The following is a 19,170-nucleotide window of genomic DNA, read 5'->3' as shown; positions in this document are numbered from 1 at the left end:
TGATTTGCTGGTTTTAAAATTTTTAAAAAGCTTTCATTAAAATGTAGCTATTTTCTTGTCAGGCACTGCTATTCTGAAGGAATAGTTATTACAGTAGCGTTTTTGCTAAAAAATGTATGTGTCTGAAGCATTGAGCTGCAGTTTAAATAATAAAAGCACATAGAATATAAAGAAGCCGGGCGACAAATGTTTGTCGCCCGGCTTCTTTATATTGTTTAATGATTGGATTTGTTTTCCGAAGTGGACTGCACAGAGAAATACTCCGGGTAATAGTTTTTATACCATCCCGCGAATTTGCCGATGCCTTCGTCAAGGAAGGTGACCGGCTTGAAACCAACCGCCTTCTGCAGGCTGTCGATGTTCGCGTATGTGGCCTGGACGTCGCCCGGCTGCATCGGCAGGTATTCTTTCCGGGCTTCCATGCCGAGATGCTTTTCGAGTGTTTCGATAAACGCCATCAGGGATACCGGCTGGTTGTTCCCAATGTTGTGTACTCTGTAGGGTGCATAGCTGGTCGATGGATCCGAGTTTTCCGCGTCCCAGTCGCTGTCCCCACCCGGAGCCGCCGGGATTAGGCGCACAATCCCCTCCACGATATCATCAATATAGGTGAAGTCTCTCATCATGTCGCCGTTGTTGTACACCTGGATCGGTTCGCCGTTTACGATTTTATTCGCAAATTTGAAATACGCCATATCCGGGCGTCCAAACGTTCCGTACACGGTAAAGAACCGCAGGCCGGTTGTTGGCAGGTCATACAGGTGACTGTACGTGTGCGCGAGCAGCTCGTTCGACTTTTTCGTCGCCGCATACAGGCTAATAGGATGATTCACGCCGTCCTCCGGGGAGAATGGCATTTTTTTATTCGCTCCGTACACGGAACTGGAAGATGCATAAATCAGATGCTCCACCTGATGATGACGGCACATTTCCAGAATGTTGGAGAATCCGACAATATTGGACTGAAGGTACTTATCCGGACGATCCAGGCTGTAGCGGACGCCTGCCTGCGCGGCCAGGTTGATAACGGCTGTGATCGTATATGTAAGAAAAATATCCTGAAGCGCGGCAGCGTCAGCCAGGTCTATTTCATGAAAGTGAAATTCGTCGTGTTTTTCCAGCCTCTCCTGTCTGCTATACTTTAAATTCACGTCATAGTAATCGTTATTGTTATCCACCCCGACGACTTCATAGCCTTCTTCCAGCAGACGTTCCGCTGTATGCATGCCTACAAAGCCATTACTTCCTGTTACCAATATCATTTATATATACCCCCGTTATTATCTGTTGAACTTTATTTAAGCACTTTATCATTTTAATATTTTACAAGTTAAGAAAACATATCTATCATATAACAAATGAATCCTATTGTGAAATGAACAGAGGAAAATTATGTTACGCATCACGAAGTTAGCACGAGATAAAAGAAGCGTTACAAAGTTATAATTTAGGAGTTTTTTCCTAAAAAATTGAATTCTACGGTTGAAATTATTGCCAATTAAGAGGAAAATAGCTTTATATTAAGATGTTAATTATATTTTCGATTTTATAAAATATGCACCTGAATTACATAATGAAATAATTAATGTATAATAATTTAGTGGATTAATTTAAAATAGCAAGATTGTAAATGAATGTTATTCATTATATACATAAAAAGGTCGGACTTTAATTCTATTAAAAGTACTGAGCCAATTCAGGGGATTAATTATTACTTAAACGAAGGGGTAGAGAACATCATGGGGTTAAAACAAAGGCTGATAGCCTTGATTTGCTTAGATTCAGCTATCGTAGTTTTTTCTATTTTTATATGCAGTTTTATACTAGCGGGTGGTTTTCGTCCAATTGATCAAGTACTAGTAACCAGTGCAATCATTTTATTAATAGTTCATCATTTATGTGCTTACTATTTTAAACTATACAAAAAAGCCTGGGAGTATGCGAGCGCGAGTGAAATTAAAACTATTGTTTATGCAGTCACAATCTCAATAGTTGTTACTATTTTAGCCCAAATTGTTTTATTTCAAGAATTTTATGTTCGCACTCTGATTATGACTTGGATGACTCATGTAATTCTTATTGGCGGATCTCGGATGGCTTGGCGATTATATAGAGATAGTCAAGTGAATAATAAAGAGGGAAAAAAAACACTAATCGTTGGAGCTGGGTCAGCCGGTACGATGGTAGCCAGACAATTAAAGCAAGAAGCTAATTCAGGGCTTCTACCTATTGCTTTTTTAGATGATAGTAAATCGAAACAAGGATTAGAAATTATGGGTTTAACTGTAGTTGGAAGTATTAAAGACGTAAAAAAAATAGTCGAAAATTTGAATATAGAGCATATTATTATCGCTGTCCCTTCATTGGAAAGCGAAGAATTAAATCAAATCGTAAATGCATGTGCAGAAACGAAAGTTAAAACTCAAACACTGCCACGTATGGAAGATATTATGCTTGGAAAAGTAGAAGTTACTCAATTTAAAGACGTGGATGTGGAGGATTTATTAGGAAGAGAACCTGTAGAGCTTGATGTGGAAGGAATAGCAGATTCTATATCCAATAAACGTGTGTTGGTTACAGGAGCTGGGGGGTCTATTGGGTCTGAAATATGCCGACAGATAGCCCGTTTTTCTCCGAAAGAAATCATATTACTAGGACATGGAGAGAATAGTATTTATACTATCGAAATGGAACTTAAGAACAATTTGCCTCAATTAAATGTTGCAACAGAAATTGCAGATATCCAAGATCGAAATAAAATATTACATATATTTACAGAAAGAAGGCCTCACATAGTATTTCATGCCGCTGCGCATAAACATGTGCCACTTATGGAACGTAATCCGGAAGAGGCTGTTAAGAATAATGTGATAGGAACGAAATTTGTATCAGAAGCTTCTGATAAGGCAGGAGTTAATACATTTGTAATGGTTTCCTCTGACAAAGCAGTCAGCCCTACTAGCGTAATGGGCGCAACGAAAAGAATTGCTGAGATGGTTGTCCAAAACATGGATAAAGCAAGTAAAACGAAATTCGTAGCAGTGCGATTTGGTAATGTTCTTGGAAGTCGAGGAAGCGTAATTCCCTTATTCAAAAAACAAATTCAAAATGGTGGTCCTGTCACTGTTACAGATCCAGAAATGGTTCGTTATTTCATGACTATTCCTGAAGCTTCGAGACTCGTAATACAAGCCGGGGCTCTTGCAAAAGGTGGAGAAATTTTTGTGTTAGATATGGGGGCACCAGTAAAAATAGTTGATTTAGCGAAAAACCTTATTAAATTATCAGGCTATACAGTAGATGAAATAGGGATAAAATACAGCGGCATACGTCCAGGGGAAAAAATGTATGAAGAACTACTTGGGAAAGAAGAAGTGAATGAGGACCAGGTATATCCAAAAATTTATGTAGGTAAGCCAAGAACTATTAATCAAAAAGCTATTGGGAATTTGTTAGAAAATCATTTAACTATCGACAAAGAAGAACTTAAAATTTACGTTTTATCCTTAGCTAACAATGAAATTCGGGAAAGTTATAGTTTAGTGGATTAATGTATTAAATAATTATGTTATTGAAATGAAATATCAAATAGGAAAGCGGTGTTTATTTGAAAGCTTCAAATTATTCACAAGATAGAAATACTGAGTCTCAAAAGAATATACCTTTTTCTCCGCCAGATATTTCAGAAGAAGAAATAAATGAAGTTGTTGCAACTTTAAGGTCTGGATGGATCACAACAGGACCTAAAACTAAGCAATTTGAAAAAGAGATAGCTGCTTTTTGCAATACTTCCACAGCAGTATGTTTAAATTCTGCTACCGCCGCAATGGAATTAACTTTAAGGTTATTAGGAATTGGAGAAGGGGACGAAGTAATTACTACCGCTTATACCTATACTGCTACAGCCAGTGTCATTGAGCATGTAGGGGCCAATATAATTCTTGTAGATACAGCAGAAAATTCATTTCATTTAGATTATGAGCAACTAGCGGAAGCCATTACCCCAAAGACAAAAGCGATTATGCCTGTTGATATCGGAGGGGTTATGTGTGATTACGATAAAATATTTGAGGTAGTTAAACAAAAAGCAAGTATTTTTAACCCTTCTAATGATTTACAAAAAAAATTCAATAGAGTAATTATTCTTGCAGATGGAGCTCATTCTTTTGGTGCTGAATATAATGGAATGAGAAGCGGGGAAGCAGCAGACTTTACTTGCTTTTCTTTTCATGCTGTGAAAAATTTGACTACTGGTGAAGGCGGAGCAGTTACTTGGAAAGAAAATCCAGGCATAGATAACGAAAAAATTTATAAAGAATTTATGTTACTTTCTTTACATGGGCAATCAAAAGACGCTCTTGCGAAGTCAGAAGTCGGGTCTTGGGAGTACGATATTGTAGCTCCTAATTACAAATCTAATATGACTGATATAGCAGCTTCCTTAGGGATAGGACAATTGAGAAGGTACCCAAAGCTTCTTGAAAAAAGAAAACAAATAATTGATAAATACAATAAAATGTTTTCAGAAGAAAATGTAGAAGTCTTACAGCATTTTGGTGAAACATTTTCTTCCAGTGGTCACTTGTATATTTTAAAAATTAGTAATAAAGATGAAAGCTTTAGAAACAAAATGATCAAAGAAATGGCTGATGAAGGAATAGCTGTTAATGTTCATTATAAGCCCCTGCCGATGCATACAGCTTATAAAAAAATGGGCTTTAATATTATCGACTTCCCTAACGCCTATAATATGTATAAAAATGAACTGACTCTTCCTTTAAATTCCTTACTTAATGAAGAAGATATATCTCGTGTTTTTTCCACTTTCAAAAAAACAATAAAAAAAATAGAATCTTATTACAGAGGTGACAATAATTATGAATGAAATTGCAATAATAGGGTCATCTGGCGCTTTAAAGCCAAAAATAATAATTGAAAACATTTTGGAAATGAAATTAATTAAGGACGTAAAACTGCTCTTTTTCACTGAAGAAAGTGAAGGGAAGTGTGTGGATCTATGCAAGGAATACGGAGTCGAAGTGGTAGTATTTAATAACAAGAAGCTTGATGACATAGAAAGCATAGCTTTTGTTCAAAATAGAAAATTTGATCTTCTTATAAGTGCTGGTTGGCCAAATAAAATCCCTTCTTCCTTTCTGGAATCCTTTAAATATACACCAATTAATTGTCACGGCTCTATTTTACCAGATTACAGAGGAAGCAGAGCTTATATGCATTATTGGGCTAATTGTGAAGAATACTACGGTGCTACTATTCATTATATGAATGAAAAATTTGATGATGGTAATGTACTAATTCAAGGTAAATTAAAACAATTTATGGTAGAAACTCCTTCAGTCCTACACTGCAGAACAGCAGAATTATGCGCTTATTTATTGCCTCAGGCAATAAAACTAGTTTATGAAGGTGACGTTGGGAAACAAATACAAGGTAAAAAGCGTTATTTTTATAAAAGATCTCCAGAAGAATTTGAACAATACAGAGAAATCAACGAGAAAAGTAGTAATGGCTCAAAAAAACTAACACCACACAAAGTTTTGGATTAGAAGGAGATAAAATGAAAAAAATCTTAATAATTGGTGCAGGTTTTTTACAATCTTTCATTATAAAAAAAGCTAAAGAACTAGGTTATTATACTTATGCAATAGACAAAAATTTAAGCTCTATGGGTTTTAAATATGCTGATGAGTTTGAAGCAGTAGATATAGTTGATCAAGCAGCTTGCTTAGCATATGCTGAAACAAAAAAAATAGATGGAGTCGTGACTGCAGCTACAGACTATGGGGTTTTGTCAACTTCATACATTGCACAGGAAATGAAAATTCCAGGTTTGAAGTACGAGACTGCTCAAGTAATTAAAAACAAATATCTAGTTCGACGTAATTTGTTCGAAAATAATATCGATGATGTTTCTCAGTATTACGAAGTTAAAAGCGTAGAAGAAGTTAACACTGTTAATGCTTCAATAAATTTTCCAGTGATGGTAAAACCATGTGATGGTTCAGGAAGCAAAGCTGCAAAAAAAGTTGAGACTCAATTTGAGTTAATGGAAGCTTGTAACGAAGCAATAAAAAACTCTATAGCAGGAAAAGCTTTAATAGAAGATTTTATTGAAGGAAAAGAATATGGAGTTGAAGCTTTTGTTCATGATGGAAAAATTAATATTCTAGGGGTAATAGGGAAGCACATGACCCCTCCACCTGTTTATGCAGAATTAGGTCACTTTATGCCTAGCCAACTATCAATAGAAGAACAGGTTGAAGAAGTGGCAAAAAAAGCTATTAAGTCGTTAGGCATAAATTTTGGAGCAGTTAATATGGATGTATTGATCACTGCAGATAATAAGATATGTATTATTGATGTAGGGGCTAGAATGGGAGGTAATCTCATAGGGTCACACCTTATACCTAATAGTACTGGGATAGATTATATGGGTTCAATCATCAAAGCTTCTGTAAATGATTTAATTAAATTTGAAACAAGTAATCCAAAGACAAATGTTTCTACGCGACTTTTGGCTTTGGAGTCAGGTGTAATACAGGACTTACCTAATTTCGAAGAAATAAAAAATAATTATAGAGTAAATATTTACCCATTGATGGAAGTTGGAGATACTATAAACAATTATCGAAATAACTTAGATGGAAAAGGGTATGTGGTTTCAGTAGAGAAAGATCATAAAGAAAGTGAACGGAAAGTGTCTGAAGTTAAAAACATAATAGATGAAAGTATTATTAGAGAAAGCCAAAGCTAAGAGTATAAATAACTGGAGGGCGCTATGTATAGAACCATTTTCAAACGGCCAATAGATATAATAATATGTATAATTTTTTTGCCTGTTTTTTCGTTAATACATATTTTTGCTAGTTTAGCAATAAAAGGCGAAGATAAAGGTCCGGTATTTTACAAAGGTGAAAGAATAGGCAAGGATAGTCAACTTTTCAAGATGTATAAATATCGTTCAATGAAAGTCAATTCTCCAATTTTATTGAATGAGGATGGGAGTACTTATAATGGTGAAGAAGACCCAAGAGTTACAAAGACAGGTAAGTTTTTGAGAGAAGCTAGTTTAGATGAAGCGCCTCAAATACTAAATGTGCTAAAAGGTGACATGAGTATTATTGGGCCAAGGGCTAGCTTGGCGACGGTACTTCATACTTATCAAGAAGACGAAGTAGATAAAATGAGAGTAAGGCCGGGCATTACTGGATATACGCAAGCATACTTTAGAAATGATTTATCTAATAGAGAGAAGCGGCTTTATGATGCTTGGTATGCTAATAATGTAAGCTTTAAATTAGACTTCAAAATATTGGCTAGAACGATAATTACTGTAGTCAAAAAAGAAGGACTTTATACGAATAAAAATCTTTAGGAAAAGCAGACATAAATTATTAGGGGCTAGAGACATGAAAAAAATATTATTCATCAGTAATATTACAAATAACATTAGCAATTTTTCTTATCCTTCAATTGTAGCCGCGCAAGAACTAGGCTATGAATTTCATTTAGCAGCTAATCTTTCAGGATTTAATGATGAGGAAGCAGATAAATACAAAATTGAAACACACCATATTGATTTAGCTAGAAACCCACTGAACTTAAAAAATATTAAAGCTTTTATGCAAATAGGGAAATTATTAAAACAAGAAAATTTTGATGTAATACATTGTAATACTCCAGTTGGGGGATTGTTGGGAAGGATATGTGGTAGTTTAACTAAGGTTCCAACAATAATTTATACTGCTCATGGTTTTCATTTTTATAGAGGAGGTTCTAAATTTAGTAATTTAGTATTCAAATACATTGAAAAATTTATGGCTTTATATACTGATGCAATAATTACAATTAATGAAGAAGATTATTATGCCGCTAATGAATTTAGTCTAAAAAAAAATGGCAAAGTCTATTATCTTCCAGGAGTAGGTATTGATACTTCAAAGTTTAAAATGGCTGCCAACAATAGAAGAAAAATCATGAATGAAATAGGAGCACATGAAGGTTCTGTTTTGCTTGTTTCTGTAGGGGAATTAAATCATAACAAAAACATTAAAATAGTAATCGAAGCTATTAAAAATATTAAAGATTTAAATATTCATTATCTTATATGTGGAATAGGAAATCAGAAAAATGAACTCGAATATTTAATAAAGAAATATAATTTGGAAAAGAACATTCATTTTCTTGGTTACCGGAACGATACTCCGGAAATTTTAAATTCTAGCGACATATTTATTCTTTCATCTTATAGAGAAGGACTTTCGCGCTCTATAATGGAAGCAATGAGTGTTGGTATGCCCTGTATAGTTTCAAACATTAGAGGTAACGTTGACTTAATTGATAGTAATGGCGGTCTTCTATGTGATCCTAACAGCGTAAAAGACTTTGAAAAAGCTATAGAAATTTTGAAAAATGATATTTTTTTAAAAAAGAAAATGGGATTATATAATTTTCAAAAGGCACAGAAATTTGACACTAGTAATATTCAAACTGAAATGAAAAATATATACAAAGAGGTATTAGTAAATGGAAAATAAAAAAATAATTTTTTTATTAGGGAGTATGGGCAGAGGAGGCGCTGAAAGAGTCGTATCTATTTTAGCTAATCATTATGCAAAAAAAAATTGGGATATAGAAATCATAACCTTATTAAATAGCCGTTGTGATTACAATTTAGACAAAAATATAGTCGTGACCCCAATAAACAACAAAAGCAAATTTAAATGGACTCAATTACCTAATTGGATTTATTCTATCAGAAAAAAAATATTAAATAATAAACCTGATGTTGTGGTATCGTTTATTGCTCGAATAAATATTATTGCCATAATTGCAAGTTTAGGATTGAAAACAAATATTGTTGTATCCGAAAGGAACGATCCGAGTAAGGACGGTCGGTCAATATTTGTAAAGCTTGCTACTTATTTGTTGTATCCATTGACTAAACGAGTGATTTTTCAAACTAATTGGGCTAAGTCTTGTTTCCCAAAAATAATAAGAAAAAAAAGTTCAGTAATTCCTAATCCTATTTATGTCGATAATGAAGTTAGCACTTTTCAACAAAATAAAATAATAGCAGTAGGTAGATTACTAGAGCAAAAAAACCATCATATGTTAATACAATCTTTTTATAAAATACATAAGTATTTCCCCGATTATAAACTATATATATATGGAGAGGGTAATTTAAGAGAAAAACTAACAAACGAAATATACAGTTTGAATCTTGATAAAGTAGTTTTTCTTCCAGGAAATATATCCAATATTCATGAAAAAATGATCGATAGTGAGATGTTTGTTCTCTCCTCAAATTATGAAGGTCTATCAAATGCCTTGCTAGAGGCTATGATGATGGGGGTGCCGTGTATATCTACGAATTGCGCTGGTTCGGAAGAGTTTATAATTGATGGAGTCAATGGGCGATTAGTAGAAAAAGAAAATGTTGAAGATTTGGCTGAAGTAATGATTGAGTTAATCGAAAATAAAAATAAAGCAAAAGAACTTGGAGAACAAGGGAAAAAAACTGTAGAACAATTAAAGATGGAAAATATAATACCAATGTGGGAGCATGCTATTTTAAAAGAAGACTAGTTTTGTTCCATTCATTAGTATAATATATTTAACTGAATTCACTATAGGTTTGGGCTTATTTTAAGGGGATGGCCATGGAAAAAAATTTAGAAAATAATAAAGAAAGTAATTTGAGTTTTGGAGATCTAATTTACTATGGATCTACTTTTTTATTAATATTACTTATATTCACTTATAAAAATGAACAATTAATACTTTATCCTTTTGAGATTTTATACATCGTATTGATTGGATTATTGACTTTTAAAGAGAATAAAAAAGTTGGTATTTATGCCTTGTGGTCAGGTCTCTTTTTTATGGTATGTCTATTATCGTACATTGTTGCGATAGATCAAAGTGTAGCAGCTCAACAAATTTTCAATGTACTTAAAGTGCTTTTGATAGGTAATTCAATAATATTATTTATTAGCTATGAAAATAAAAAGCTGAATTTTGTATTATATTCAATAATTATTAGCGCTGTTTACACTTCATTTTTGTTGTTAATGAACACACCTATTAGTACTTTGGGTACAGAAAGATTAGGCGAAAGCATAAATTTAAACGAAAATGACTTGGCACTGAAGATGGCTATATCATCTGTCATTGCTTTATATTTTGGTCAACAAAAGAAGAAAATGCTCTTTTTTCTTTTAGCTTTTTTATTCACTTTTGTAACTGTGATGACTGGCTCAAGAAAAGCCATTTTTATGATTGCCCTTGCGCTAATATTAATGTATACATTGAATTTGAAAAACAAAATTTGGATAGTATTTGCTTTACCCTTGTTGGCAATATTAATTTTTACCTCTTGGCAGCTAATTATGAGTGTTCCAGAATTGTATAATGTTCTAGGGCAACGTATGCAATTAATGATAAATGGAATATTAGGTCAAGGAGAAGTAGATAACAGTACTACAACTAGAATCAATATGATTGAAATAGGGATAGAGTTATTTAAAGAAAGACCTTTGTTAGGGTATGGTGTAGATAATTATGGTGGCGTATTGACTAGCTACTCATATGCTCATAATAATTTCATAGAGCTTTTAGTAGGGGTCGGTTTGTTAGGAACTATTATATTTTATAGCATGTATTTTTATTTAGTCTCTAGGTTATTACTTGAATTAAAAAAGAATAGATACGCAATACTATTCTTGGCATTAATTATAGGTATATTTGTTATGGAGTTTGGGCAGGTAACGTATTATATTGAAATGTATCAAGTAATACTAGCTACAGCTTATGCTGCATTATTTGTAATTAAAAAGGAAGAAGTGAACGTTTAAGGAGCTGAGTAGATGTTAAAAATATTAAAGAAAAACTTCAAAAAATATTTATTGAAAACGTCGTTTACAATTTTAGGGGTTATTTTTAAAACAAAGAAAAAAAAAGCAGTTTTCAGTAGTTGGAGTGGGGCATCTTACTCGTGTAATCCGAGAGCGATTTCAGAAATGCTCCACTTTGTAGATCCTGATTTCGAAATAGTTTGGTTGTTCAATAATCCTGATGCTAAAGAGCACTTGGTTCCTCCCTATGTGAAGAAAGTAAAACATCGTTCTTTTGAAGCCCTGAAAATGTTAGTATCCTCAAAATTTTGGATAGACAATAAACAAAAAACTATAGCTACGAAAAAAAAGAAAGATCAATTTTATATTCAAACTTGGCATGGAGATAGAGGTTTTAAAAAAATATTATACAATCACTGGACGCTATCACCAACCGGAGGGAGTTATTTAGAAGGTAAACTTTTTGAAGAAGATAATTGTGATGTAATGACAGTAGGGTCTGTATTTGGTGAAAAAAAATTAAGAAGCGCATTTGGTTTCAAAGGTGAGTTCCTCAAGAATGGTTCTCCGAGAAATGATTTATTGATTGAGAATAGTGAAAGAAAAAAAAATAAAATAAAAATAGATCTAGGGCTTAACAAAAATGAAAAAATTTTTTTGTTCGCTCCTACATTTAGAAGTGAAGAAAAGAATGATAAGCAAAGCTTAAATAATCTCAATTTAAAGGAAACTATAAAAAAATTAAATAAAGAAACTGAGGAGAATTGGGTGTGTTTAGTGAGGGCTCATAGTCTTTCTAAAGGTTTGGAGTTTGGGGAGACTTCTAGTTTAATTATCGATGTTACTGATTTTGAAGATATGTCAGAGCTGTTATTAGTAGCGGACTTCTTTGTTACAGATTACTCTTCCTCAGCAGGAGATTTTATACTAACTAAAAGACCAATAATTTTGTATCAACCAGATAAAGAAGAATATAAGTCTAAAGAAAGAGAGTTTTCGTTTAATATAAGTGAATCGCCTTTTTATACTGCTGAAAATCAAGAAGAATTAATAAAAAATTTCTTGATTTTAAATAAAGGTGTCGCTAAAAAAAATTGTGAAGATATAATGAATTTTTATGGAGTTTATGAAAATGGCGAAGCCTCTAGAAGTGTCGTTAATTATATTATTTCTAAAACAAAAATTAAGGAGTGAAAAAAATGGAAAAATATAAGATAGGCTATACCACGGGAGTTTATGATCTATTCCACATAGGCCACTTAAACATACTAAAGAAGGCTAAAGAAAAATGTGAATATTTAATAGTAGGTGTTACCACAGATGAAGAGGTATTTCGAAAAAAAAACAAAATGCCAATAATACCTTTTGAAGAAAGGATTCAAATAGTAGAATCGCTTGAATACGTTGATTTTACAGTTGCCGAAAATAATACTGATAAGCTATTGGCATGGGAAGAACATAAATTTGATGTGATTTTTAAAGGAGATGATTGGAAAGGGTCTCCTCAATGGATAAAGTATGAAAAAGAATTTGCTAAAAGGGGCGTTAAAGTTGAATATTTCCCTTATACCAAAGGAACCTCTTCAACTCAGTTGCGTGAAGTGTTGAGTAAAGTAATCGGATAAATAAGCAAATAGCTTATTTATTTGGAGGAATTAAATTTGACTAAATCTAATAATGCAATAAAGTCCTTCTTTCTATTGTTTATATTTGCTATTCTTAGTAAAGTGTTCGGACTAATGAGAGAAGTATTGATTGCAGCAAAATTTGGAACTGGAAGCGCGGCTGATACATTTTTTATAGCTTTTACCGCCATTACTTTATTGATGTTACTATTAAGTCATGCGATTAAAGTTTCTATGATTCCTGTCTTGTCAGAAATAGAAGCAAAAGAAGGAAAATCATCAAAAGATCCTTTCACAAATAATCTCATGAACTTAGTTATTTTAGTTTCTGTTTTGATGATTATAGTGGGGTGGCTTATAGCTCCCTTATTTATAAAAGTTTTGGCTTACGGATTTGAGGGGCAACAATTTGAATTAGCTGTAAAATTATTAAGAATAGGGCTACCAACATTGTTTTTCGCAGGAATTGTTGGAGTGTTGAGAGGCTATTTGCAAAGTGAATCAAGATTCAATGAATCTGCCATTTCTCAATTACCTTATAATTTGGTGTACATTTTTTTCTTATTATTTATGTCAAGTGCTTTTGGTATTCAAGGTCTTATGGTGGCGAGTGTTCTTGCCGTTGGTTCTCAAATTTTAGTTCAAGCTCCAGCAGTAAAAAAGAACGGTTATAAATATAAGCCTATATTGAATATTAAAGACAAATACATAAAAAAGGTTTCATATCTTGTGCCCCCTATTTTGTTAACTGTTGCTATAAATGATTTAAATAAAATAGTAGATAAATCCTTAGCTTCCACTTTAAAAGAAGGAAGTGTCTCAGCTTTAAACTACGCTGAGAGATTAAAAGATTTGGTATTGGGGATTTTTATTACTGTTATTGCTACTATAATATATCCTATGCTTTCGAAAGCAGCTAATAAAAATAATTATGGAGAATTAAAAAAGTTAACTATAAAGGGAATAAACGTTGTTTTAATTATTACTATCCCAGCTACGGTAGTGATGATGGTGCTTGCAGAACCAATAGTAAGTGTTATATTCGAAAGAGGAGCTTTTAATTCTAATGCTACTTTTATGACTTCAGGTGCAGTGCTTTTTTATTCTTTAGGTTTAGTTGGAATGTCTATTAGAACTTTTTTAAACCAAGTTTATTTTTCTTTACAAGATACTACTACTCCGATGAAAAATGGTTTTATAGCTGTTTCTACTAATATTATTTTAAATTTCATATTAGTGCAGTTTATGGATCATAGGGGATTAGCATTAGCTACCTCAATTTCTGCTACTCTAACAGCTATATTATTATTAATCGGTTTAAAAAAGAAAATAGGTGCCTTAGAAATTAAAAAAATTATAAGTTGTACAACTAAATCCTTACTAGCTTCTGTAATTATGGGAATTTGTATATACCTCCTTTATTATAATATAGCAATAGACCTAAATTGGTTAGTTTTAAAAGAATATTCTTCCTTATTCTTAGTTTCGTTGATTGGGGGCTTAGTATACGCGATAATTATTTATTTTTTAAGAATTGAAGAATTTGAATGGTTCTTAAATTTATTAATAAAAAAGTTTAAAAATAAAAGTTGATATTGTAGCTAAAAAATATTTAATAGGAGATTTGAAAATGTTTTTGTTAAAGGTGTTTCGAAGGCTAAAAATATTTATTGAACAAATATACATACAAATTTTTATTAAAAGGCAAAAAAATTTAATTTTAAAAGAAAAAGTTAAAATTAAAGGTATTCCAATTATTAATGCTAATCAAGGAAGAATAGTTATAAATAAAAATGTAACTTTGAACTCGAAAAATACTTATTATTTTATAAACATGCATTCTCCAATGAAATTGTGTACTAGTGCTCCAAACGCAATTGTTTCTATAGGAGAAAATACTCGAATACATGGGACTTGCATTCATGCTTATAATAGAATTACCATAGGAAAGAATTGTTTGGTTGCTGCTAACTGTCAAATTGTTGATACTAATAGGCACGAACTCTCTTTTGAGGACCCTTCTAAAAGGTTAAAAACATCAACAAAAACTAATCCAGTAAATATAAAAGACAATGTTTGGATAGGGGCCAACTCTTTAATTCTCCCCGGTGTAACAATTGGAGAAGGTAGTGTAATAGGAGCAGGAAGTGTCGTTACTAAAAATGTAGAACCGTATACTTTAAATGGTGGTAATCCTTCTAAACAATTGAAAAGTTATACTAATCTTATTTGAGTTTAGCGTAGCAAAATTTCTTATCAGCTTAAATAATAAACGTTGGAGGTTAATATGGAAGAATCAATTACTGTTAAACAAATTATTCAAACAGTTAAAAAAAGATTAAATTTAATTTTTATAGTTTCATTGATTGCTTTAATTTTAAGTTCTATAATAACTTTTTTTATAATAACTCCTCAATACGAGGCTTCTACGCAAGTTTTAGTAAATCAAGCTCAAAATGGTGATGAACCAATTACTTCTGGAGAACTAGAGTCAAATAGAGAAATAATAAATACATACAGCGTGATCATGACAAGCCCTATCATTCTCGAATCAGTGGTTGAAGAAACAGAATATAATAAATCTATAAATGAATTACGTGAGCAAGTGAGTGTTTCGACTGAAGAAGAATCGCAAGTAGCAAATGTTACCGTTAGAGATTCCAGCCCTGAAGTAGCTGTTGCTTTATCTAACGAAATTGCAAATACATTTGAGCAACAAGTTACAGAGATTATGGATGTAGATAATGTTAGTATATTATCAGAAGCGGAATTGGGGGATAGTAATAGCCCCGTATCACCACAACCTTTTTTAAATCTAATAATGGGCTTAGTAATAGGCAGTATAATTGGTTTAGCTATTGCTTTTATATTAGAGTTCCTAGATAAATCTTTGAAAAGCGAACAAGACATCGAGAAAGAACTTGATTTACCTATTCTTGGAACCGTGCCAACTATTCAAGAAAATGAATTCAAAAATACTGCTCAAAAATCAACTCGTATAGATAGTAGAGAAAGTGGTAGGAAACCTTCTTAAATTACACTTGTACTAAAAAATTCAATTGTAAGGGCTTAAAAGTTAAAATTGACAAAATTAAGAAACAGAGTGTTGTAGTTCATTTAGAATTACAACACTTTTTATTTTGAAAAAATAAAATACTCAAAGACTATTGAATGATTACTATTTAAATTAAGTTGAAAAGAAAATGTAAATAAGACTTTGTCAAGGCCGGTCGATCTTTGGTTCTCCCGATCTTTTGGTGAAGATGTTTTCGGGGAATAGGAATAGTATCACAAGGAAGAGGAGGCGGTTGGATGAACGTGTCCTGCTTATATCCTGGTTGGGACTGTTTACATGTTGGTCTGTCGTTGAGCCAAATGAATGTCTACCTCCAAAGGCCGAGCCTTGACGGTGTCTGCCCGTCTTGCAGCCATGCATCGGAACGTATTCACAGCTATTATTGGCGAACCCTAACTGATACGCCAATGGGCGAGCGTGCGGTAATTCTTCACCTTCGGTGCCGAAAATTCTTTTGCCGTCAGCAGGCCTGCAGCCAGCGTATATTTACGGAACGGCATCCGGCCTGGTGTCGTCCGTACGCCCGAAAAACCGATCGACTTCGATCCTTCCTCACCAAACTGGCTTTTTCCCTGGCTGCCGAAGCCGCTAGCCGGTTGGCTCCTTTTTATGGCGTTCGAGTAAGTGCGGATACCTTTTTAGCTTTGGTGCGAAGCGAGCCCCTTCGTGCCTTTCAGGCTCCTACTGTGATTGGCCTGGATGATTGGGCGATGAAAAAAGGGCATCAGTATGGCACCCTGGTTTGTGATTTGGAAACCAAAAGACCGATCGGTCTTTTTGCCGGACGAACGACGGAATCCGTGAAAGCATGGCTGGCTCCTTATCCTTCGATTCGCATGGTTACCAGGGACGGCTCCCGGGAATACGCCAAAGCCATTGCGGAAGCTCGTCCCGAGGCCCTTCAAATCACGGACCGGTGGCACCTTTTTCATCATGTGAACCGGTCGGTCGATCACTGGCTGAAACGAGTCTTTCCCGGAAAGGGGACCATTTCGGTCTCGATCGCTTCCTCCACATCCACAGCCAGCGACCCAACCTCGCGCCCGTTGACCGAAAAGGAAAAACAAAAATGGCAGGTGATCCAACAGGTGCAGGCCCAGCACCGCCAGGGCATTTCGATCTCCCGCATCAGTCGGAATTTGTCTCTGGATCGAAAGACGGTCCGGAAATACTGTTCGCTCCGAACCCCGATGAGCCACGAACGTCACCGGTCCCATAGCGTAGAACCGTATCGATCGGTCATCCTTCCCTTAGTCAAGAAGGGAGTTTCTGCTACCCATATTTTCACGGTCATTCAAGCCCGAGGCTACCAAAAATCCTTCTCGACCTTGAAGGATTTTCTCGCTCGTGTACGCGCTAGTCCGGCCGGCTCCGCCTCTCCCTATGTGTTTCCTCTGTCGCGCAATCGTCTCCATACGTATCTTTGGTCCCCGTCAGCGCTTTCGTCGCAGGAAGCAGCTGCCGTCAAGGTATTGGAGGACCAACATCCTTCCCTCCGGGAAGTGAAAGTTCTGGTGGCAACCTTTCAGCAGCGAATGCAGCATCGCACCGACTGGCCGTCCTTTGAAGCCTGGGTCCAGCAGGCGGCTCAAAGTTCCATTCCCGAAATGCAAAACGTCAGCACCTATTTGATTTCGGACTGGAAGGCCGTGGCCAATGCCTATCATTTCCCCTGGAGTAACGGGCTGGTGGAAGGCCATGTGAACCGTATTAAAGTGATGAAACGACAAATGTATGGTCGGGCCAATGTCGATCTGTTGCGTCAGAAAGTCCTCTACACCTGGCCCAAGGTATAGCGAAAAAATAATCTCTGATCTTACATACGCTCACGTTTTCCCTCACCAAAAGATCGGGAGAACCCGATCTTTCCCCAAAAACGACGGAATAAAATTCCCCAGAAGGAAGCTCAGTCTTCCTTCTGTTTTTCTTTCATTCGGTAACTTTCCCCTTTCATGTTGAAGATATGGGAGTGGTGAAGCAGCCGGTCAAGCATCGCTGTCGCGATGATGGAATCGCCCATGATTTCTCCCCATTCGCCAAAGGCTTTATTCGACGTGAGGAGAATTGGTCCGCGTTCGTATCGACGGGCAATCACCTGAAACAGATAATGAGCACTGCCTGGATCGAGCTTCATATAGCCCATTTCATCAATAATGAGTACCGATGGTTTGATCAGGCTGCGGATCTTTTTCTCCAGCCGGCCTTCGGCGTCTGCCTTTTGGCACTGAAGGACGAGCTCGTGCGCTGTCACAAAATACGTTTTGTAGCCATGAGCGATGGCTTCCAGCCCCAGCGAAACAGCGAGATGCGTTTTTCCGATGCCCGGAGGGCCAAGGAAAATCAGATTTTCGTTCGCCTCGATAAAGGACAATGTGGCACATTCCTGCATACGCCGGTGATCCACCGAGGGCTGGGCCGGAAAATCAAAATCATCCAGGGTCTTTCGAAATGGCAGGCGGGCAAACTTGAGGAGAGTCTGCACCGACCGGGCATGTTTGGCTGCCACTTCTTCTTCCAGGAGGTTGTATAAAAACGTCGAATAGGCTATATTATCGGTGGAAGCCTGTTGGGCCATGGCGGACCATCGGTCCGCCGTGACCGGCAGGTTCAAGGTGCGGCACATGGCTTCAAGACGCTTGTTCATGATTGTTCTCCCAACGAGAACCGATCATAAAACGTTAACGAACGCGTGTCGACATCCAGCGAAGATAGGGAAACAGATGGCCGGTGGTCAGCCGGGGCCGTCTGTTTCTTTTTGCTGTGGTCTTCCCATCGGGAAGCCGACGGGCCGAATCGTTGAAAGGAAACCGGTGAGCCCTGACAAAACATCGACAGGTCGCCATGAAGCGTTTCTTTAATCAAAATATCTTTGCCCGCGTAGGCGGAGGGAAGCATCCATTTCTCTCCCCGGTAAGACAACGTGCTGTCCCAGTGCGATTTTCGGTACGTATGGTAACTGGTATCGTACCGTTTCACGGTATGTATCGGCTGCAGCTGTTCCTCGGCCCAGCGTTCCTGCGGCGAAATCCCCGTTGTTTGATGGATCTTTCGATTGCCGGTCTGATCCAGCCATCGTAAAAGCTCCAGGTTCGTCTGATCCAGGGACGTGATCGGTCGGCCCTGAAGAAAATGGTTCTGCAGGTATTGAATCGATCGTTCCACCTTGCCTTTCGTCTGGGCCCGGTAGGGCCGGCAGGCCTTCGGAATAAACCCGTAATAATCGGCATGTAGACGTCAAGTCGAATTTTACACTTTTTGCTCATTTGCCGTTTACACTTCTGCTGAAAATATTCGCTGCCGGTTTTTCATCCGGTGGCTTTCTTCGTTCTCCCCGCCATGAATGACTTCCACACGGTGAAGTAATCGATCCAAAATAGCCGTCGTAATTCCTTGGTCCCCAATTAAATGGCCCCATTCCTCAGGACTCTTGTTGGATGTAAGGATAATCGAACTTCGTTCGTATAAATGATTCACCAAATGAAAGAATAAATTGGCCTCTCGCTGATCCATGGTGTAACCGTCAAGTAGAATAGATCACTTTCTCCCAAATAAGATAGATCAACGTTCACCAATTAAGATAGACCACTTG

16 protein-coding genes and 2 pseudogenes are annotated in these 19,170 nt (G+C 35.9%); 14 read left to right on the top strand and 4 right to left on the bottom strand.

Annotated features, from left to right (window positions below; genetic code table 11):
• Positions 1–215 precede the first annotated feature (215 nt).
• Positions 216–1,262 (bottom strand): NAD-dependent epimerase, encoded by a 1,047-nt coding sequence (locus ACTRXG_RS13440; protein WP_474285430.1) that lies wholly within the window; start codon positions 1,260–1,262, stop codon positions 216–218.
• A 477-nt stretch (positions 1,263–1,739) separates the two neighbouring features.
• Here ACTRXG_RS13440 and ACTRXG_RS13435 point away from each other — a divergent pair, with 477 nt between their 5' ends.
• The 14 genes and pseudogenes from ACTRXG_RS13435 to ACTRXG_RS13370 all read left to right on the top strand — a co-directional run bounded on the left by ACTRXG_RS13435 (position 1,740) and on the right by ACTRXG_RS13370 (position 17,377).
• Positions 1,740–3,551 (top strand): polysaccharide biosynthesis protein, encoded by a 1,812-nt coding sequence (locus ACTRXG_RS13435; RefSeq protein WP_474285429.1) that lies wholly within the window; start codon positions 1,740–1,742, stop codon positions 3,549–3,551.
• A gap of 56 nt (positions 3,552–3,607) precedes the next feature.
• A complete protein-coding gene (locus tag ACTRXG_RS13430) occupies positions 3,608–4,885 on the top strand; it encodes a DegT/DnrJ/EryC1/StrS family aminotransferase (protein WP_474285428.1) in 1,278 nt (425 codons plus the stop codon).
• Entirely contained in the window at positions 4,878–5,567 is a 690-nt protein-coding gene (locus tag ACTRXG_RS13425; protein ID WP_474285426.1) for a formyltransferase family protein, read from the top strand. Before ACTRXG_RS13430 ends, ACTRXG_RS13425 begins: the two co-directional genes overlap by 8 nt.
• Positions 5,568–5,578: 11 nt before the next feature.
• Entirely contained in the window at positions 5,579–6,775 is a 1,197-nt protein-coding gene (locus tag ACTRXG_RS13420) for an ATP-grasp domain-containing protein (protein WP_474285424.1), read from the top strand.
• 24 nt (positions 6,776–6,799) lie between these two features.
• Positions 6,800–7,396, top strand: coding sequence for a sugar transferase (locus ACTRXG_RS13415; protein WP_474285422.1), 597 nt, complete (start codon positions 6,800–6,802; stop codon positions 7,394–7,396).
• A 34-nt stretch (positions 7,397–7,430) separates the two neighbouring features.
• Complete coding sequence (locus ACTRXG_RS13410; protein WP_474285420.1) at positions 7,431–8,558, top strand: glycosyltransferase family 4 protein; 1,128 nt, start codon at positions 7,431–7,433, stop codon at positions 8,556–8,558.
• Positions 8,548–9,612: a glycosyltransferase family 4 protein gene (locus ACTRXG_RS13405; RefSeq protein WP_474285418.1), complete on the top strand. Its 1,065-nt coding sequence runs from the start codon at positions 8,548–8,550 to the stop codon at positions 9,610–9,612. Before ACTRXG_RS13410 ends, ACTRXG_RS13405 begins: the two co-directional genes overlap by 11 nt.
• A 74-nt stretch (positions 9,613–9,686) precedes the next feature.
• Positions 9,687–10,880 (top strand): O-antigen ligase family protein, encoded by a 1,194-nt coding sequence (locus ACTRXG_RS13400; RefSeq protein ID WP_474285416.1) that lies wholly within the window; start codon positions 9,687–9,689, stop codon positions 10,878–10,880.
• Between the two features lie 12 nt (positions 10,881–10,892).
• Entirely contained in the window at positions 10,893–12,074 is a 1,182-nt protein-coding gene (locus ACTRXG_RS13395) for a CDP-glycerol glycerophosphotransferase family protein (RefSeq protein ID WP_474285414.1), read from the top strand.
• 5 nt (positions 12,075–12,079) lie between these two features.
• A complete protein-coding gene (locus ACTRXG_RS13390; protein ID WP_474285413.1) occupies positions 12,080–12,505 on the top strand; it encodes an FAD synthase family protein in 426 nt (141 codons plus the stop codon).
• Between the two features lie 36 nt (positions 12,506–12,541).
• Positions 12,542–14,098: a murein biosynthesis integral membrane protein MurJ gene (gene murJ, locus ACTRXG_RS13385; protein WP_474285412.1), complete on the top strand. Its 1,557-nt coding sequence runs from the start codon at positions 12,542–12,544 to the stop codon at positions 14,096–14,098.
• 469 nt (positions 14,099–14,567) lie between these two features.
• A pseudogene (locus ACTRXG_RS13380) lies at positions 14,568–14,702 on the top strand (DapH/DapD/GlmU-related protein); the annotation flags it as partial.
• A gap of 90 nt (positions 14,703–14,792) precedes the next feature.
• Entirely contained in the window at positions 14,793–15,539 is a 747-nt protein-coding gene (locus tag ACTRXG_RS13375; RefSeq protein WP_474285410.1) for a YveK family protein, read from the top strand.
• A 278-nt stretch (positions 15,540–15,817) separates the two neighbouring features.
• On the top strand, positions 15,818–17,377 hold the full coding sequence (locus ACTRXG_RS13370; protein ID WP_474285409.1) for an ISL3 family transposase: 1,560 nt from the start codon (positions 15,818–15,820) through the stop codon (positions 17,375–17,377).
• Between the two features lie 110 nt (positions 17,378–17,487).
• Here the strand turns inward: ACTRXG_RS13370 and istB (ACTRXG_RS13365) are convergent, their stop codons facing one another.
• From istB (ACTRXG_RS13365) to istB (ACTRXG_RS13355), 3 genes and pseudogenes are all read right to left on the bottom strand, one after another.
• Positions 17,488–18,225 carry an IS21-like element helper ATPase IstB gene (gene istB / locus ACTRXG_RS13365; RefSeq protein WP_474285408.1) on the bottom strand — a complete coding sequence of 246 codons (738 nt, stop codon included), beginning with the start codon at positions 18,223–18,225 and terminating at the stop codon, positions 17,488–17,490.
• Positions 18,222–18,743, bottom strand: coding sequence for a hypothetical protein (locus tag ACTRXG_RS13360; protein WP_474285406.1), 522 nt, complete (start codon positions 18,741–18,743; stop codon positions 18,222–18,224). The genes istB (ACTRXG_RS13365) and ACTRXG_RS13360 overlap by 4 nt, the downstream gene beginning before the upstream one ends.
• A 108-nt stretch (positions 18,744–18,851) precedes the next feature.
• A pseudogene (gene istB, locus ACTRXG_RS13355) lies at positions 18,852–19,091 on the bottom strand (IS21-like element IS643 family helper ATPase IstB); the annotation flags it as partial.
• Positions 19,092–19,170: the final 79 nt, after the last annotated feature.

It is taken from the genome of Marinococcus sp. LNSP9103-4 (assembly GCF_056034345.1).
This window is presented reverse-complemented; position numbering and strand designations above follow the sequence as displayed.

What these genes read in the sequence shown, in the direction of transcription:
- ACTRXG_RS13440 (WP_474285430.1), bottom strand. Translation starts at nt 1,262, where the DNA reads ATGATATTGGTAACAGGAAGTAATGGCTTTGTAGGCATGCATACAGCG.
- ACTRXG_RS13435 (WP_474285429.1), top strand. Translation starts at nt 1,740, where the DNA reads ATGGGGTTAAAACAAAGGCTGATAGCCTTGATTTGCTTAGATTCAGCT.
- ACTRXG_RS13425 (WP_474285426.1), top strand. Translation starts at nt 4,878, where the DNA reads ATGAATGAAATTGCAATAATAGGGTCATCTGGCGCTTTAAAGCCAAAA.
- ACTRXG_RS13420 (WP_474285424.1), top strand. Translation starts at nt 5,579, where the DNA reads ATGAAAAAAATCTTAATAATTGGTGCAGGTTTTTTACAATCTTTCATT.
- ACTRXG_RS13415 (WP_474285422.1), top strand. Translation starts at nt 6,800, where the DNA reads ATGTATAGAACCATTTTCAAACGGCCAATAGATATAATAATATGTATA.
- ACTRXG_RS13410 (WP_474285420.1), top strand. Translation starts at nt 7,431, where the DNA reads ATGAAAAAAATATTATTCATCAGTAATATTACAAATAACATTAGCAAT.
- ACTRXG_RS13405 (WP_474285418.1), top strand. Translation starts at nt 8,548, where the DNA reads ATGGAAAATAAAAAAATAATTTTTTTATTAGGGAGTATGGGCAGAGGA.
- ACTRXG_RS13400 (WP_474285416.1), top strand. Translation starts at nt 9,687, where the DNA reads ATGGAAAAAAATTTAGAAAATAATAAAGAAAGTAATTTGAGTTTTGGA.
- ACTRXG_RS13395 (WP_474285414.1), top strand. Translation starts at nt 10,893, where the DNA reads ATGTTAAAAATATTAAAGAAAAACTTCAAAAAATATTTATTGAAAACG.
- ACTRXG_RS13390 (WP_474285413.1), top strand. Translation starts at nt 12,080, where the DNA reads ATGGAAAAATATAAGATAGGCTATACCACGGGAGTTTATGATCTATTC.
- ACTRXG_RS13375 (WP_474285410.1), top strand. Translation starts at nt 14,793, where the DNA reads ATGGAAGAATCAATTACTGTTAAACAAATTATTCAAACAGTTAAAAAA.
- ACTRXG_RS13370 (WP_474285409.1), top strand. Translation starts at nt 15,818, where the DNA reads ATGAACGTGTCCTGCTTATATCCTGGTTGGGACTGTTTACATGTTGGT.
- istB (WP_474285408.1), bottom strand. Translation starts at nt 18,225, where the DNA reads ATGAACAAGCGTCTTGAAGCCATGTGCCGCACCTTGAACCTGCCGGTC.